Genomic DNA, 15,203 nt, shown 5'->3' with positions numbered 1-15,203 from the left:
ATGAATGAACGTATCGGCCTGTTCGGAGGCACATTTGATCCGCCGCATTTAGCTCATCTGATTATGGCGGAAGAGGCAAAAAATGCATTAAATCTGGATGAAGTCTGGTTTATCCCAGTCCACACACCGCCACATAAGCAGAGGGAGAAAATGATTTCCGGGGAAGAACGTCTAAGGCTTGTAGAAGCAGCGATTGAGGATAATCCCGGATTTCGAACGTCCTCCGTGGAGATCGAACGTGGCGGACCTTCGTATACAATTGATACAGTACGCTATTTTAAGCAGCAGGCGCCCGAAACGGAGTTCTTCTTTTTGATCGGCGGCGATATGGCAGACCAGATGGATAAATGGAAGGATATTGAAAAGCTTCGCAGGCTGGTTGAATTTGTATTTGTAAACCGGCCCGGCTACAACGGCCGCAAGCCTTCATGGCTGACCCAGGTGGAAGCTCCTGTGATGCACGTTTCTTCTTCGATGATACGCCGCCGGCTCAGGGACGGCGAAACCGTCCGCTATATTGTGCCGGGTAATGTATTAAAAGAGATTGAGAGGAAAAAACTGTATGGACAAAAATGAAGCTCTTCAAATCGTTAAAAAACAGTTGACGGAAAACAGATACAAGCACACACTCGGTGTCCGGGAGACCGCTTTATATTTGGCAGAACGGTTTGATATCGATTATAATAAAGTAGAGATAGCAGCTATTTTGCATGACTATGCTAAATACCGTCCTGTCGAAGAAATGCGTGAACTGCTCCGTGGAAAAGAAGAAGCCGGCAGGTTTATCGCCTACGGGGACGAATTGCTTCATGCCCCGGCCGGTGCTTATTTCATTCAGACAGAAGCCGGGATTGCAGACGTGGATATTGTTTCTTCTATTTACTGGCATACGACCGGAAAGCCCAATATGACAGCTTATGAAAAGGTGCTGTTTTTAGCGGATTATATAGAGCCAAACCGCACATTTCCTGGAGTGGAAAAAGTCCGGGAGGCGGCAGAAGCAGATATAGACGCTGCCATCATCATGGCTCTTGGAAACACGATTCAATTTTTAATTTCAAAAAATGTTCCTGTATTTCCAGATACGCTTGCCGCTTACAACGATCTGGTGATGGAACACAAATAATGGAGGCCTGTAGATGAACGAAAAGGAACTGCTTGAATTAGCGGTACAAACTGCTGACAGCAAAAATGCACACGATATCGTAGCACTTGATATGAGAGGGGTTTCACCGATTGCAGATTATTTTGTTATCGGGCACGGCACTTCTGAAAAGCAGGTGCAGGCGATTGCCACAGAATTGAAAAAGGCTGCGCACAAGCAGGGTCTAGACGTACAGAGACTTGAAGGCTATAACGAAGCCAAATGGGTGCTGATCGATCTCGGGGATGTCGTTGTACACATTTTTCATGAAGACGAAAGAAATTATTACAACCTTGAAAAATTATGGGGAGATGCCGCATACGTGGAACTCGAAACGGTGCTTTCCCAGTAACAATGTAAGCCAGAAAGGCCTGAAAAATCAGGCCTTTTTCTAATTTAAAATGAAGGGAAGTGCAGCATGGCCCACTCAATGTATAACGGCTTTGCCGAAGTGTATGACCGGCTGATGGCTGAAGCTCCGTATGACGCCTGGAAAGAAACCGTCATAAAAGAAGTCCCGGCCAATAATCCCAAAATGCTTGAACTTGGATGCGGAACCGGAGAGATCATGAAACGTCTCTATAACGAAGGATTTCATGCTGACGGCATGGATCTTTCAGCAGACATGCTTGCAGTGGCAGCGCAGAAATGGAGTGCTTCACGGGAAAGACCTGTATTGTTCCATCAGGATATGAGGTTTTTGGACGCGCCGGATACGTACCAGCTCATTTTTTGTTTTTGTGATTCCCTGAACTATTTAACAAAGCCGGAGGAGGTTAAAGCTACCTTTGCCGGTGTGTATAATCATCTTGAAGCTGGTGGTACCTTTATGTTCGACGTTCATTCCATTCACTACATAGAGGATATTTTGTCTGAGGTTTCCTTTGCAGACAATGATGAAGAGATTTCTTTTATATGGGATGTGTATCCTTCAGAACAAATCTGGGAGGTTGAGCATGAGCTGACTATTTTTTCGAAAAATGCTGACGGCACCTACAGCCGGTTTGATGAAGATCATGTACAGCGTACGTTTGCCGTTAATGAATACAAAGAGTGGCTCGAGGAAGCGGGTTTTTCGACTGTCCGTATCACAGCTGACTTCACAGCGAATTTTCCGGATGAAGAAAGCGAGCGTATATTCTTTTTAGCGAAAAAAACAGACAAATAGTGTAAAATATTGTAATATATAGAAGTGAACATTCTCCTCGTTAATATGGGGGCCCTGCTCCCTTCCCCTCCTAAATTTTCCCTTTACTAATTAAACAAATAAAAAGAATCTGGAGTTGATGCTTTCTTTGACGAGCCGTTGGAAATTAATTGCAGTCAGCGCCGGCGGAGCCGTGTGCCTTGGAATTATGTTTCTATTATTTTGGAGCGGACTACCCGGGAAACAGGCGGAAAAGCAGGAATCTGTTCCATGGGAAAATCAATCGGACGAAACAGTGCAGGAAGAGGCCTCTGGAAGTGGTTCTGAGCAGGAAGCTGAAGAGCCCGGTGGAGTGGTCCAGGTCGATGTGAAAGGGGAAGTGCATGCCCCGGGTGTTTATAAACTTCAGTCAGATGAGAGAGTCGAAGAAGCGATCCAGAAGGCGGGCGGAATTACGGACAAAGCGGATATGCTTCAGGTGAATCTTGCAGAAAGAGTAGAGGATGAGATGGTTATTCATATACCTGGGGAAGGGGAGGAAACAGTTACTGGCCCGCTCGAAGAAAGCAGTGAGGAAGGGTCTGTGGTTAATGTGAATGAGGCGGAGCAGGTGGATTTAGAAACTATACCTGGAATTGGCCCGGCAAAAGCCGCAGCTATTTTAAGCTACCGGGAAGAGAACGGTTCCTTTGAAACGATAGAAGACTTATCCAATGTGAGCGGAATAGGTGAAAAGACGGTGGAGCAGCTCCGGGATTACATTTCTCTCTAATATTTACTTTTCGAAATAGTCTGATAAAGTTAAGGAAGAAAAACTATTGCTTTGAGAGAAAGGAGCTTTCCTGTGGAAGAACATAAAGACTGGAAACTTGAAACACTTTCTGTGCATGCGGGCCAAACCCCCGATCCGGCCACTAACGCAAGAGCGGTGCCTATTTACCAGACAACATCCTATGAGTTTAATGATACCGACCATGCCGCTGATTTATTTGGCCTTCAGGAATTTGGGAACATTTACACCCGAATCATGAACCCGACCTCCGATGTTTTTGAAAAACGAATGGCTGCGTTGGATGGAGGTATCGGTGCGCTTGCTACTGCAAGCGGCAGCTCCGCTATTCATATTGCCGTATTGAATATTTGCAGCGCCGGAGATGAAATTGTCGCTTCGAGCGGCTTGTACGGCGGCACGTACAACATGTTTATGCATACGCTTCCGAAAATGGGTATCCAGGTTCATCTGGTGGATGGTACGGACCCGCGGGCGTACGAGGAAAAGATAAATGAAAATACAAAATTAATATTCAGCGAAATTATTGGAAATCCCAATGGCAATGTACTTGATATCGAAAAAATTGCCCGGGTGGCTCACGATAACGGGCTGCCTTTAATAGTGGACGCTACGACAGTTACGCCTATTCTGTGCCGGCCCATTGACCACGGCGCGGATATCGTCGTACATTCGGCAACAAAATTTATCGGCGGACACGGCACGACAATTGGCGGCGTGATTGTGGACAGCGGAAAATTCAACTGGGATAATGGCAAATTCCCAGGACTTACAGAGCCGGACCCGAGTTATCACGGTGTCGTATTTACCGAAGCGGTTGGAGAAATGGCCTATATTTTAAAGGCACGTGTGCAGCTGCTGCGTGATTTAGGACCAGCTATTTCTCCAATGAACTCATTTTTGCTTCTCCAGGGGCTTGAAACGCTTCATCTGCGAATGGAGCGCCACTGTGAAAACGCGGAAAAGACAGCGTCATTTCTAGAGCAGCATGAGCTGGTGGACTGGGTGAACTACCCCGGACTTTCTTCACATGAGACGCATGCTACAGCGGAAAAGTATCTGCCGAAAGGAAAAGGGGCCATTCTGACCTTTGGCATCAAAGGTGGTCTCGCCGAAGGGAAAAAATTTATCGAAGCCTGCAATCTGCATTCGCACGTAGCGAATGTCGGAGACGCAAAGTCGTTAGTTATTCATCCGGCAAGCACCACGCATCAGCAGCTCTCTGAGGAAGATCAGCGTGCGGCAGGGGTATCGGCAGACCTTATCCGGGTTTCCGTTGGCATCGAACATATAGACGACATTCTTCGCGATTTAGAAGAAGCCCTCCAGGAAAGCCAGAAATAAACCACGAACGACAAAGCCTGCCTCGCTGGGCAGGCCCTTTCTTTTTCTTTTTCCTATCTTAATATTTAACATTTGGGGGTGAACACGATCCCCGTCCTATGGATACTTATATCTATGACAGCCCCAGTCGGAATGCTGCTCCGTGGAGATTTCTGGATGTGGGGGATTATTTGGCTTTGCTTCGGCGCCGGTTTTATCATATTGCGGCGCTTTCGGGTATTTGCTGCCGGTGCAGTATTAACACTGATCTTTGCCGGAAGCTCCTGGTACTGGGTGGAACACAACGATTCATTTTTTAACGGCACCGAATCAGAAATTACTGGTACCGTAGCCTCGCCTCTAACGTATGACGGCGGAAGGGCCCGTTTTGAACTTCGTACGGATACGGGGGAGTTCATACCGGTCACATGGTGGTTTGACACTGAAGAAGAAATGCAGCAAAGCAAAAGTCTTCTTCCGGGAGAACAGTGCCGGTGGAACGGGGAAATGAAGGCACCGTCGGCCGCTGGTAATCCCGGCGGATTCAGCTACGAGACTTATCTGTACTGGGAAAAAATACATTGGCTGTTTACGGTGGATAATAGTCAGAACGTTGAATGCTTTGCACGCTCAACGGGAGCCGTTGACACCCTCCAGCGGATCCGGGCCCAGCAGATGCAGCGTATTGAAAGGTTCTTTCCTCAACAGGCCGCTGGTCTGGCGGGCTCTCTGCTGTTTGGAGACCGTGCGTCAATGGCCGGCGAGGTGGAGGAAGCATACCGCTCGCTTGGTCTCGTGCACGTGCTCGTCGTTTCCGGCATGCATGTTGCTATTATTAGTGGGGCTGTATTTTTTCTGCTGAAGCGAATCGGAGTGACGAAGGAACGCTCCTATACGGTGATCCTCTGCCTTTTGCCCGTATATGCTGTACTGACCGGTGGAGCTCCCTCGGTGCTTCGTGCGGCCCTTGCTGCAGGATTTTTCATCGGCTGGCAGAAATGGGGACCCCGCGGGCGGCATATGGATCCGGTAATTATTCTTTTGATGGTGATGGGGGTTATGCTTATTCTCAGTCCGGGCTATCTTTTTCACATCGGTTTTCAGCTCTCCTTTTTATTGAGCGCCCATCTGCTTCTGTGCAGAAAAAGAATGACAGCCGCCGGGAAATGGATGAATATGGTCTGGGTCGCCGGTTCGTCAATGCTCGTCTCTCTACCTGTAATACTATGGAACTTCTATCAATTTTCTCTATGGAATGTACTGATTAATTTTTTGTTCGCCCCGGTTCTTCTATTCCTCGTTCTCCCCTTTTTGTTTTTGAATTACCTTCTTTCCTTTTTTATTGCTTCTCCTCCCGAAATCTTTTCTTTGGTTTTTTCAGCAATTGATTGGATGCACGAACTTTTTATCTATCTTGCCGGTATGCCGTGGTCCACAATACTTCTCGGAAAGCCGGGTCCTGTTTTTATCGTTGTATATGCGGCAGGATGCATGATGTTTATTACAGCGTGGAACAAAAACATGCGAAAGACAGCTATGTTTCTATCAGCAGCAGTCATGCTCGCGGCAGCAGTCTGGCAGTGGACGGCCCCTTATACAGATGGTCGGGGAAGAGTGACCTACCTTGACGTCGGGCAGGGAGACAGCACAGTCATTGAAATGCCTTACAGGCAGGGCGTGATGGTTGTTGATGGGGGCGGAAGGGTAAGCTTTAACGACGAAGAGTGGAAGGAACAGGAGTCTCCCTTTGATCCCGGTGAGGCCGTCGTTGCTGAATATTTAAAATACCGGGGAATCCGCAAATTGGACACGGTAGTTGCAACGCACGGGGACGCTGACCACGTTGGCGGCCTGAAATACGTGGTGGAGCATGTGCCCACAGACGAACTATGGTATGGCAGAAGCGCCCAGTATGAGCCCGGGGAACGGGAGCTTTTGGCAGCGTTTGACAAACATACAGATATTAGGATCGTCGAAGGCGGGGAAAGTCACCATATTGAGAATACGCCTTTTTATGTTCTGCATCCCGGGGGTGAATCGAAGGATAAAAACGATCGTTCTGTTGTGTTGTATTTTGAGCTTGGCGGAAAGCGCTGGCTGCTGACCGGGGACATTTCCACCGAACAGGAAAAACAGATAGTGCAGGCTTATCCTGGGCTGCAGGTGGACGTTTTAAAAACGGGTCATCACGGCAGCAGAACATCCACGGCCAAAGATTTTGTGGCAGCGGTTCAGCCGGAGCATGCGGTTATATCAGCAGGCTACTGCAACCGTTTTGGCCACCCTCATCCGGAACCTCTCGAAATACTTGAAAAAGCGGGCGTAAATATATGGCGTACGGATCTTCAGGGAGCTGTCCAGTTCATCACTTCTTCCCGGGAGACGCCTGGTATACTTACGGCAAGAGAGGAAATGCTTCCGGTGTGCAATTAAGTCAGGGTTTCTCGTAGGAATAAAAAAGAAAATAAGATAAAATAGAAAGAGAATACGTTCGGAAAGTGTGAGCAGATGGATTATATAACGATGGAAAAGCAGATACAGCAGGAGGACGTACAGCCGTTTTACCTTTTGCAGGGTGAAGAAGGCTATATGATTCAGGATATTCAGCAGAAAATTATTGGAAAAGCACTGGCGGAAGAGGAGAGAGAATTCAATCTGTCTACGTTCGACATGCGTGAGACACCGGTGGAAATTGCTGTGGAGGAGGCGGAAACTCTCCCTTTTTTCGGAGAGCGGCGGGTGATCGTGCTTAAAAACTGCTACTTTTTAACGGGGGCAAAAGAGAAAGAGAAGGTGGAGCATAAAATCGAAGCGCTTGAAACATATGCCAGGAAGCCGAATCCTACTACTGTGTTAATACTGTCCGCGCCTTATGAAAAGCTCGACGCCCGGAAAAAGGTAGTTAAGGAAATTAAAAAACAGGCTGTGGTACTAGAAGCAGCAGCCGCCGGTGAAGAGACGATGAAAAAATGGATGCAGCAGTTTAATCAGGCCCACCAGCTTACAATGAGCCGCGAAGTCATGGATCGTTTTATTGTTCTTGCCGGGAAAGACCTTCTGATGCTTGCCGAAGAAGCGAAAAAACTGCAGCTTTATACGGGAAGCGGGGAAGTGACGATGGAAACAGTGGATAAACTGGTGCCGCGCTCGCTTGAGGACAACGTGTTTGAACTGGTGGACGCCGTAGTCAAAGGCCAGGCAAAGACGATGCTGCGCATATATTACGACCTGCTTAAGCAGGGAGAAGAGCCGATCAAGATTCTGGCGCTGCTTGCCCGTCAGATCCGTATTATTTATCATGTAAAAAACCTGAAGCAGCAGGGCTATTCGCGAAAACGCATGGCCGGTTCGATTAAAGTCCATCCGTATGCGGTACAGCTTGCTGAAAAGCCGGCGGCGGCATTTTCGCATTCGTACCTACAGAACGCTCTGAAGCTGCTTAGTACTACGGATTACCAGATGAAAGCCGGGAAAATGGATAAGCAGCTCGCCCTCGAGCTCTGTTTTATGAAGCTTGTCTCGGGCCAGAAAATTGGACAATAAAAAAACGACTCGGGCCCGAGTCGTTTTATCCTTATTGTGCTACTGCGCTTAGGCGCTTGTGCATTCTGGATTTAGCGCGGTTGGCCGCGTTTTTGTGAATCATGTTTTTGCTGGCTGCTTTGTCTACTTTCTTCATCGCGAGCGCGTAGGAATTCTTCGCAGCATCAACGTTGTTTGCATCGATGTTTTTGTCGAATTCTTTAATAGCCGAACGCATGGAAGAACGGAAAGCCTGCTGCTTCACGCGTTGATTTTCGTTAATAATCACGCGCTTTTTTGCGGATTTAATATTTGCCATGGTGGTCACCTCCTTTAGTTACCGGTCGTTTCTTTTATCAGCACAAAAGGATTCTATCAAAAATCACGACTGAGCGCAAGATTCAGCAGGAAAGAGTTAAATGGATGAAATTTTCAGAATTAAAGCGAAGCGAACGCGAACATTGAAGGAAGAGCGGGGCATTGCTATAATAGACGTTAGTCTCTGCGAACGGAACGCACGGCAAAGTAGTAATAACAGGAGTGATCGAATCAATGAAAGAGCAGGAAAAAATTGAGCGCCAGAAGCGCATTCGTAACTTTTCGATCATCGCCCATATTGATCACGGGAAATCGACGCTTGCTGACCGGATTTTAGAATCGACCAGTGCGTTGACCCAGCGTGAAATGAAAGACCAGATGCTGGATGCGATGGATTTAGAAAGAGAACGCGGTATTACGATTAAACTTAATTCTGTACAGCTGAAATATACACATACAGATGGAGTGGAGTACATTTTTCACTTGATTGACACTCCGGGACACGTCGACTTTTCCTATGAAGTGTCGCGGAGCCTGGCAGCCTGTGAGGGGGCCCTTTTGATTGTAGATGCCGCTCAGGGCATTGAAGCCCAGACGCTCGCCAATGTGTATCTTGCCCTTGATAACGATCTGGAAATTCTGCCTATTATTAATAAGGTGGATCTGCCGAGCGCAGAGCCTGAACGGGTGAAGCAGGAAGTCGAGGATGTTATCGGCCTGGACGCTTCGGAAGCAGTACTTGCCTCCGCGAAGGACGGAATAGGCACAGACGAAATTTTAAGGCAGATTGTTGAAAAGGTGCCGCCACCGCAGGGTGATCCTTCAGCTCCGCTGCAGGGCATGATTTTCGACTCTGTATATGATACGTACCGCGGAGTTATCGCCTATATCCGGATTAAAGAAGGAACGGTTAAGCCGGGGGAGAAAATCCGGATGATGCAGACTGGAAAAGAATTTGAAGTATCGGACGTCGGCGTATTTAATCCGAAGCCGGTCTCCTGCGATGAACTGACAGTGGGGGACGTTGGATTTATAATTGCCGGTATTAAAAACGTTGGCGATTCAAGAGTCGGCGATACAATTACAAACGCCCATAATCCGGCCGCCGAGCCGCTGCCGGGTTACAAACGCATGAATCCAATGGTTTTCTGCGGCCTGTTCCCGACAGATGCAAGCAAGTATAACGCGCTCCGGGACGCACTTGAACGGCTGGAGCTTAACGACAGCTCACTGCAGTTTGAAGCAGAAACCTCCCAGGCACTCGGCTTCGGTTTCCGCTGCGGGTTCCTCGGCCTGCTGCATATGGAAATTATACAGGAGCGCATTGAGCGCGAGTATAATATCGAGCTGATCACCACTGCACCGAGCGTTATTTATCACGTGCAGATGGTGGACGGGGAAATGAAAGAGATCGATAACCCTTCCAACATGCCGGATGCCCAGCAGGTGGAATGGGTGGAGGAGCCGTTCGTAAAAGCGACCGTCATGGTGCCAAATGATTACGTAGGCGCCGTTATGGAGCTGTGCCAGGCTAAACGCGGCGAATTTAAAGACATGAAGTATATGGATGATACGCGTGTGAATATCGTCTACGACCTTCCGTTAACCGAAATTGTCTATGACTTTTTCGATCAGCTGAAGTCCCAGACAAAAGGTTATGCTTCATTTGATTATGAGTTTATCGGCTTTAAAGAAAGCAATCTCGTGAAGATGGATATTTTGTTAAACGGGGAAAGTGTGGATGCGCTGTCCGTTATTGTCCACCGGGACGTGGCCTATGAACGCGGGAAAGCTATCGTTGAAAAATTAAAAGATTTAATTCCACGCCAACAGTTTGAAGTGCCGGTTCAGGCGACAATTGGGAAAAGCGTCATCGCCCGTTCGACCATCAAAGCCATGAGGAAAAACGTTTTGTCCAAATGCTACGGCGGCGACATTACGCGGAAGCGTAAGCTGCTTGAAAAGCAGAAGGAAGGTAAAAAACGCATGAAAAGCGTTGGCAAAGTAGATGTTCCGCAGGAAGCATTTATGTCTGTATTAAAGATGGATAAAGACTAAGCAAAGCGGGCTGCCTTCCGGGCGGCCTTTGCTTTTTCCATAAAGAAGGAGAGAAAAGCGTGGCAAAAGGATTGTACGTCCACATCCCTTTTTGCGAATACATTTGTTATTACTGCGATTTTAATAAATTTCTCATTAACAACCAGCCGGTCGATGAGTATTTAGAAGCACTGGACCAGGAACTCGCCTCCTACACGATGGACCAGCTGCAGACGGTTTATATCGGAGGGGGGACGCCGACAGCTCTTTCGGCTGTACAGGTGGAGAAGCTGATGCAGATCATGAACCGGCACGTTCCGGTGACCCAGCTCAAGGAATATACGGTAGAGGTGAATCCGGGAGATGTAGGTGAGCAGAAGCTGTCGCTGCTGAAGACAGGCGGAGTGGACCGGCTGAGTATTGGTGTTCAGACGTTTCACGATTCCCAGTTAAGCAGTATCGGCCGGGGACATTCTGCAGACGAAGCGAAAGAAACAGTCCAGGCAGCCAGACAGGCCGGCTTTGATAACATTTCAATTGATTTAATGTTTGGGCTGCCGGGCCAGACGATGAAGGACTGGGAAGAAACGCTTGATGAAGCAATGGCGCTTGCTCCTCCGCACGTGTCGGCTTATTCATTGAAGATCGAAAAGCAGACCCGGTTTTATAATTGGTGGCGTGAAGGAAAAATAGCTCCGCTGCCGGAGGAAGAGGAGGCGGATATGTATGAGCGGCTTGTGGATCGTCTCGAAAGCCACGGGCTTGATGCTTATGAGATCAGCAACTTTGCACGTGCCGGGTACAGCAGCCGTCACAACCGGATATACTGGCAGAATGAAGAATATATTGGTGCCGGTGCGGGCGCTCACGGCTACACCGACGGCGTGCGGTACGCCAACATTAAACCGTTGAACCATTATATCCAGGCAGTTCAGGAAAAAGGCAGCCCAGTACAAACGACGCATCCGGTAACGATAAAAGAACAGATCGAAGAGGAAATGTTTCTCGGGCTTCGGTTATATGAAGGTGTATCTACGGAGCGTTTTTATCAGAAATACGGCTGTGCCGTGGAAGACATATATCCGGAAAGCATTCAGGAAGCGAAGCGGAAGGAGTGGCTCACAGAAGCAGACGGCCGTTTGTTTTTAACAGAAGAAGGAAAGCTGCTCGGTAATGAAGTGTTTGCTTTATTTTTATTGGACGATGAGCCTGAAAATAATTGACAAAGCAAAAATCCTTTGATAGCTTATAAAATAGATTTAGCACTCGGATAAAACGAGTGCTAACAGAGGAGAATGTGTAATGCTTACCGATCGACAATTACTCATTTTGCAATCGATCATTGAAGATTATATTCAATCGGCCGAACCTGTAGGTTCAAGAAGCATCTCCAAAAAAAACAGCATTACGTTCAGTCCGGCCACCATCCGTAACGATATGGCGGATTTGGAAGAGCTCGGTTTTTTGGAAAAAACCCACAGCTCGTCCGGACGCATTCCTTCCCAAAAAGCTTACCGGCTGTATGTGGACCGCCTGCTGCTGCCGTACCGTTTCAGTGAACCTGAGATGAACAACATTCAATCGCTTTTTGCCGGTAAAATACTCGAAGCTGAAGAAGCAGTAAAGGAAACAGCCGGCATTTTGTCTGAATTGACGAGCTATGCCTCTATTGTGCTTGGCCCGGAAATGTTTGAATCGAGACTCAGGCAGATTCAGATTGTTCCTATTGGAAAAGAAGCAGCTGTTGCTGTCATCGTGACAGATACAGGATATGTGGAAAACCATACGGTAGCTCTTCCCCCAACGCTTGAAGCAGGGGAGCTCGAACAAATTACGAACATTTTAAACGAGCGGCTGCGGGGAATTCCGCTTTATCAGCTGCAGCGGGCGCTGTTTTCTGAAGTGAGAGACGTTTTAAAGAGGTACGTGCTCAACTACGAAGCAGCTCTTTCGTTTACGGAAGAGGCTCTCCGGAAATCGAGGCATGAAAAGATCTTTTACGGAGGCAAAACCAACCTGCTCAACCAGCCGGAATTCAAAGACGTAGACCGTGTGCGGGCGCTGCTCGAATTAATGGAGGAAGAGCATCTGATTCACGAGCTCTTAAAACCAACCATTAACGGTATGACGATTAGAATTGGGCAGGAAAACCCCAATGAAGCGTTTGAGCACTGCAGCATCATCTCTGCCACGTATTCCCTCGCTGGGAAGCCGGTTGGAACCATTGGTATTGTAGGGCCAACGAGAATGGAATATCAAAAAGTTATCAGCCTAATTAATCATCTTTCTTACGGCCTTTCAAATGTGTTGGATGACTTGTACCGGAGAGACTCTTAATGATAGTATTTGTTATTGGTTGATGAACTTAATAAAGAGTCGGATATAGTATGGCTTTGAACGATAGCAACAGCATTAATGGAGGTGGCGCAGGTGAGCGAAAAGAACAAGCAGCAGGAAGAGGAAAAAAAAGATCAGGAAACACCAAATGAAGAAGAAGTAACCGAAGAAGACGTCGAAATCCTCGAGCCGGAAGATGTTGAAGAGGATGAACTTGAAGAGGAATCCGGTTCGCGTGAAGCAGAACTCGAAAAAGAAATAAACGAATGGAAAGACCGTGCTCTTCGTGCTCAGGCAGATTTAGAGAATGTGCGCCGCAGAGCAAAAGCGGAAAAAGAGGAAGACGCCAAATACCGGGTCCAGCCTCTGGCAGAGGAGCTTCTGCCGGTAATGGACAATTTTGAAAGAGCGATGCAGACCAAGCCCGATAACGAAAGTGCCCAGTCATTTATTGACGGCATGGCCATGGTCTACAATCAATTCAGATCTGCACTCGAACAGCAGGGTGTGGAAGAAATCCCGGCACAGGGAGAATACTTTGACCCAACCATTCACCAGGCTGTCATGCAGGCTGATGAAGAAGGGTTTGAGTCTAATCAGATTGTGGAAGAAATGCAAAAGGGATACAGACTGAAAGATCGTGTGCTACGCCCTTCAATGGTAAAAGTGAACAACTAATAATTCAGATATAGAGTACTGTATAGGAGGAAGAAAAATGAGTAGAACAATTGGCATTGACTTAGGTACAACAAACTCTTGTGTAGCCGTTATGGAAGGCGGGGAAGCGCAGGTTATTCCGAACCCGGAAGGCAACCGCACAACTCCTTCCGTTGTAGCATTCAAGGACGGAGAACGTCAGGTAGGGGAAGTGGCTAAGCGCCAGTCCATCACAAACCCTAACACGATCAGTTCCATCAAGCGTCACATGGGTACAGATTACAAGGTGGAAATCGAAGGCAAAGAATACAATCCGCAGGAAGTTTCTGCGATTATTCTTCAGAAATTAAAGTCGGACGCTGAAAGCTATCTTGGCGAGACTGTTACAAACGCAGTTATCACAGTACCTGCGTACTTTAACGACTCCCAGCGTCAGGCAACAAAAGACGCCGGTCGTGTTGCAGGTCTTGAAGTAGACCGTATCGTAAACGAGCCGACAGCTGCAGCACTTGCCTACGGCCTGGAAAAAGAAGAGGACCAGACTATCCTCGTATTTGACCTCGGCGGCGGTACATTTGACGTATCCATTCTTGAGCTTGGCGAAGGCTTTTTCGAAGTTCGTTCCACGTCCGGCGACAATAAGCTTGGCGGTGACGACTTTGACCAGGTGATTATCGACCATTTAGTGGATGAGTTCCGCAAAGAAAACGGTATTGACCTTTCCCAGGATAAAATGGCTGTGCAGCGCTTGAAGGATGCAGCAGAAAAAGCGAAAAAAGATCTTTCCGGCGTTACGCAGACACAGATTTCCCTGCCGTTTATCACAGCAGATCAGAGCGGACCGAAACACCTTGAGCTTACACTGACACGTGCTAAGTTTGATGAGCTTTCCTCGAAGCTAGTTGAACGCACAATGGGGCCTACAAGACAAGCAATGAAAGACGCTGGTCTCAGTGCTTCCGAAGTGGATAAAGTCATCCTTGTTGGTGGTTCCACACGTATTCCTGCTGTACAGGAAGGCATTAAAAACTTAACTGGTAAAGAACCACACAAAGGTGTTAACCCGGATGAAGTGGTAGCCGTAGGTGCTGCTGTTCAGGCAGGCGTACTAACCGGTGATGTAAAAGACGTTGTACTGCTCGACGTTACACCACTCTCCCTCGGTATCGAAACGATGGGCGGAGTAACAACGAAATTAATCGACCGGAATACTACAATTCCGACAAGCAAATCCCAGACGTTCTCAACAGCAGCTGACAATCAGCCTTCTGTGGATATTCATGTGCTTCAGGGTGAGCGTGAAATGGCCGCAGACAACAAAACGCTTGGCCGTTTTCAGCTGACCGATATTCCGCCAGCTCCGCGCGGCGTACCTCAAATCGAAGTTACCTTCGATATTGATGCTAACGGTATTGTGAACGTACGTGCGAAGGATCTTGGCACAAACAAAGAACAGTCTATTACCATCACTTCTTCCTCCGGTCTTTCCGAAGAAGAGATTGAACAAATGGTAAAAGATGCTGAAGAAAATGCAGAAGAGGACAAAAAGCGTAAAGAAGAAGTAGAAGTGCGCAACGAAGCGGACCAGCTCGTCTTCACGACAGAAAAAACATTGAATGACCTCGGCGAAAACGTAACAGAAGACGAAAAACAGCAGGCTGAGAACGCAAAAGAAAAAGTAAAAACTGCGCTTGAAGGCGAAGATATTGAAGCCATCCGCACAGCGAAGGACGAGCTTCAGGAAATCGTTCAGCAGCTGACAACGAAAATGTATGAACAGGCAGCGCAGCAGGCTCAGCAGGAGCAGGGCGAAGCCGGCGGTGAAAGCAGTGACGACACTGTAGACGCTGACTACGAAGACGTTAAAGATGACAATGATAACAGTGATAACAACAAAAACAGCTAACGATCTGTAGCGCTGATGAATG

General features: G+C 47.7%; 14 protein-coding genes. 13 read left to right on the top strand and 1 reads right to left on the bottom strand.

The window, feature by feature from the left end; translation table 11 throughout:
* The 8 genes from ACTRXG_RS02130 to holA all read left to right on the top strand — a co-directional run bounded on the left by ACTRXG_RS02130 (position 1) and on the right by holA (position 7,947).
* Complete coding sequence (locus tag ACTRXG_RS02130) at positions 1–576, top strand: nicotinate-nucleotide adenylyltransferase (RefSeq protein ID WP_474261758.1); 576 nt, start codon at positions 1–3, stop codon at positions 574–576.
* On the top strand, positions 563–1,126 hold the full coding sequence (gene yqeK, locus ACTRXG_RS02125; protein WP_474283888.1) for a bis(5'-nucleosyl)-tetraphosphatase (symmetrical) YqeK: 564 nt from the start codon (positions 563–565) through the stop codon (positions 1,124–1,126). Before ACTRXG_RS02130 ends, yqeK begins: the two co-directional genes overlap by 14 nt.
* Before the next feature lie 13 nt (positions 1,127–1,139).
* Positions 1,140–1,496 carry a ribosome silencing factor gene (gene rsfS / locus ACTRXG_RS02120; RefSeq protein ID WP_474261760.1) on the top strand — a complete coding sequence of 119 codons (357 nt, stop codon included), beginning with the start codon at positions 1,140–1,142 and terminating at the stop codon, positions 1,494–1,496.
* 66 nt (positions 1,497–1,562) lie between these two features.
* Complete coding sequence (locus tag ACTRXG_RS02115; protein WP_474283886.1) at positions 1,563–2,312, top strand: class I SAM-dependent DNA methyltransferase; 750 nt, start codon at positions 1,563–1,565, stop codon at positions 2,310–2,312.
* A gap of 127 nt (positions 2,313–2,439) precedes the next feature.
* Entirely contained in the window at positions 2,440–3,063 is a 624-nt protein-coding gene (locus tag ACTRXG_RS02110; RefSeq protein ID WP_474261762.1) for a helix-hairpin-helix domain-containing protein, read from the top strand.
* Between the two features lie 72 nt (positions 3,064–3,135).
* Complete coding sequence (locus ACTRXG_RS02105) at positions 3,136–4,425, top strand: homocysteine synthase (RefSeq protein ID WP_474283884.1); 1,290 nt, start codon at positions 3,136–3,138, stop codon at positions 4,423–4,425.
* Positions 4,426–4,539: 114 nt separating this feature from the next.
* Positions 4,540–6,837, top strand: a complete 2,298-nt coding sequence (locus ACTRXG_RS02100) for a DNA internalization-related competence protein ComEC/Rec2 (protein ID WP_474283882.1) — start codon at positions 4,540–4,542, stop codon at positions 6,835–6,837.
* A gap of 90 nt (positions 6,838–6,927) precedes the next feature.
* A complete protein-coding gene (holA, locus tag ACTRXG_RS02095) occupies positions 6,928–7,947 on the top strand; it encodes a DNA polymerase III subunit delta (protein WP_474283880.1) in 1,020 nt (339 codons plus the stop codon).
* A 31-nt stretch (positions 7,948–7,978) separates the two neighbouring features.
* Here the strand turns inward: holA and rpsT are convergent, their stop codons facing one another.
* Positions 7,979–8,245: a 30S ribosomal protein S20 gene (gene rpsT, locus ACTRXG_RS02090; protein WP_091611924.1), complete on the bottom strand. Its 267-nt coding sequence runs from the start codon at positions 8,243–8,245 to the stop codon at positions 7,979–7,981.
* Between the two features lie 233 nt (positions 8,246–8,478).
* Here rpsT and lepA point away from each other — a divergent pair, with 233 nt between their 5' ends.
* From lepA to dnaK, 5 genes are all read left to right on the top strand, one after another.
* The gene (gene lepA, locus ACTRXG_RS02085) at positions 8,479–10,302 is read left to right on the top strand and encodes a translation elongation factor 4 (RefSeq protein ID WP_474261766.1); all 1,824 of its coding nucleotides are present in this window, start codon (positions 8,479–8,481) and stop codon (positions 10,300–10,302) included.
* Positions 10,303–10,361: 59 nt separating this feature from the next.
* Entirely contained in the window at positions 10,362–11,504 is a 1,143-nt protein-coding gene (hemW, locus tag ACTRXG_RS02080; protein WP_474283878.1) for a radical SAM family heme chaperone HemW, read from the top strand.
* A 79-nt stretch (positions 11,505–11,583) separates the two neighbouring features.
* A complete protein-coding gene (hrcA, locus tag ACTRXG_RS02075) occupies positions 11,584–12,618 on the top strand; it encodes a heat-inducible transcriptional repressor HrcA (RefSeq protein WP_474261768.1) in 1,035 nt (344 codons plus the stop codon).
* A gap of 93 nt (positions 12,619–12,711) precedes the next feature.
* On the top strand, positions 12,712–13,296 hold the full coding sequence (gene grpE, locus ACTRXG_RS02070; RefSeq protein ID WP_474283876.1) for a nucleotide exchange factor GrpE: 585 nt from the start codon (positions 12,712–12,714) through the stop codon (positions 13,294–13,296).
* A 37-nt stretch (positions 13,297–13,333) separates the two neighbouring features.
* Complete coding sequence (gene dnaK / locus ACTRXG_RS02065; RefSeq protein ID WP_474283874.1) at positions 13,334–15,181, top strand: molecular chaperone DnaK; 1,848 nt, start codon at positions 13,334–13,336, stop codon at positions 15,179–15,181.
* The last annotated feature ends 22 nt before the right edge of the window (positions 15,182–15,203 follow it).

The sequence above is a fragment of the Marinococcus sp. LNSP9103-4 genome (assembly GCF_056034345.1).
The sequence above is the reverse complement of the archived record's forward strand: the minus strand, read 5'-3'. Positions and strand labels throughout refer to the sequence as shown.

Bases quoted from the DNA above. Each gene is read 5' to 3' on its own strand.
- ACTRXG_RS02130 (WP_474261758.1), top strand. From the start codon at position 1: ATGAATGAACGTATCGGCCTGTTCGGAGGCACATTTGATCCGCCGCAT.
- yqeK (WP_474283888.1), top strand. From the start codon at position 563: ATGGACAAAAATGAAGCTCTTCAAATCGTTAAAAAACAGTTGACGGAA.
- rsfS (WP_474261760.1), top strand. From the start codon at position 1,140: ATGAACGAAAAGGAACTGCTTGAATTAGCGGTACAAACTGCTGACAGC.
- ACTRXG_RS02115 (WP_474283886.1), top strand. From the start codon at position 1,563: ATGGCCCACTCAATGTATAACGGCTTTGCCGAAGTGTATGACCGGCTG.
- ACTRXG_RS02100 (WP_474283882.1), top strand. From the start codon at position 4,540: ATGACAGCCCCAGTCGGAATGCTGCTCCGTGGAGATTTCTGGATGTGG.
- holA (WP_474283880.1), top strand. From the start codon at position 6,928: ATGGAAAAGCAGATACAGCAGGAGGACGTACAGCCGTTTTACCTTTTG.
- rpsT (WP_091611924.1), bottom strand. From the start codon at position 8,245: ATGGCAAATATTAAATCCGCAAAAAAGCGCGTGATTATTAACGAAAAT.
- lepA (WP_474261766.1), top strand. From the start codon at position 8,479: ATGAAAGAGCAGGAAAAAATTGAGCGCCAGAAGCGCATTCGTAACTTT.
- hrcA (WP_474261768.1), top strand. From the start codon at position 11,584: ATGCTTACCGATCGACAATTACTCATTTTGCAATCGATCATTGAAGAT.
- dnaK (WP_474283874.1), top strand. From the start codon at position 13,334: ATGAGTAGAACAATTGGCATTGACTTAGGTACAACAAACTCTTGTGTA.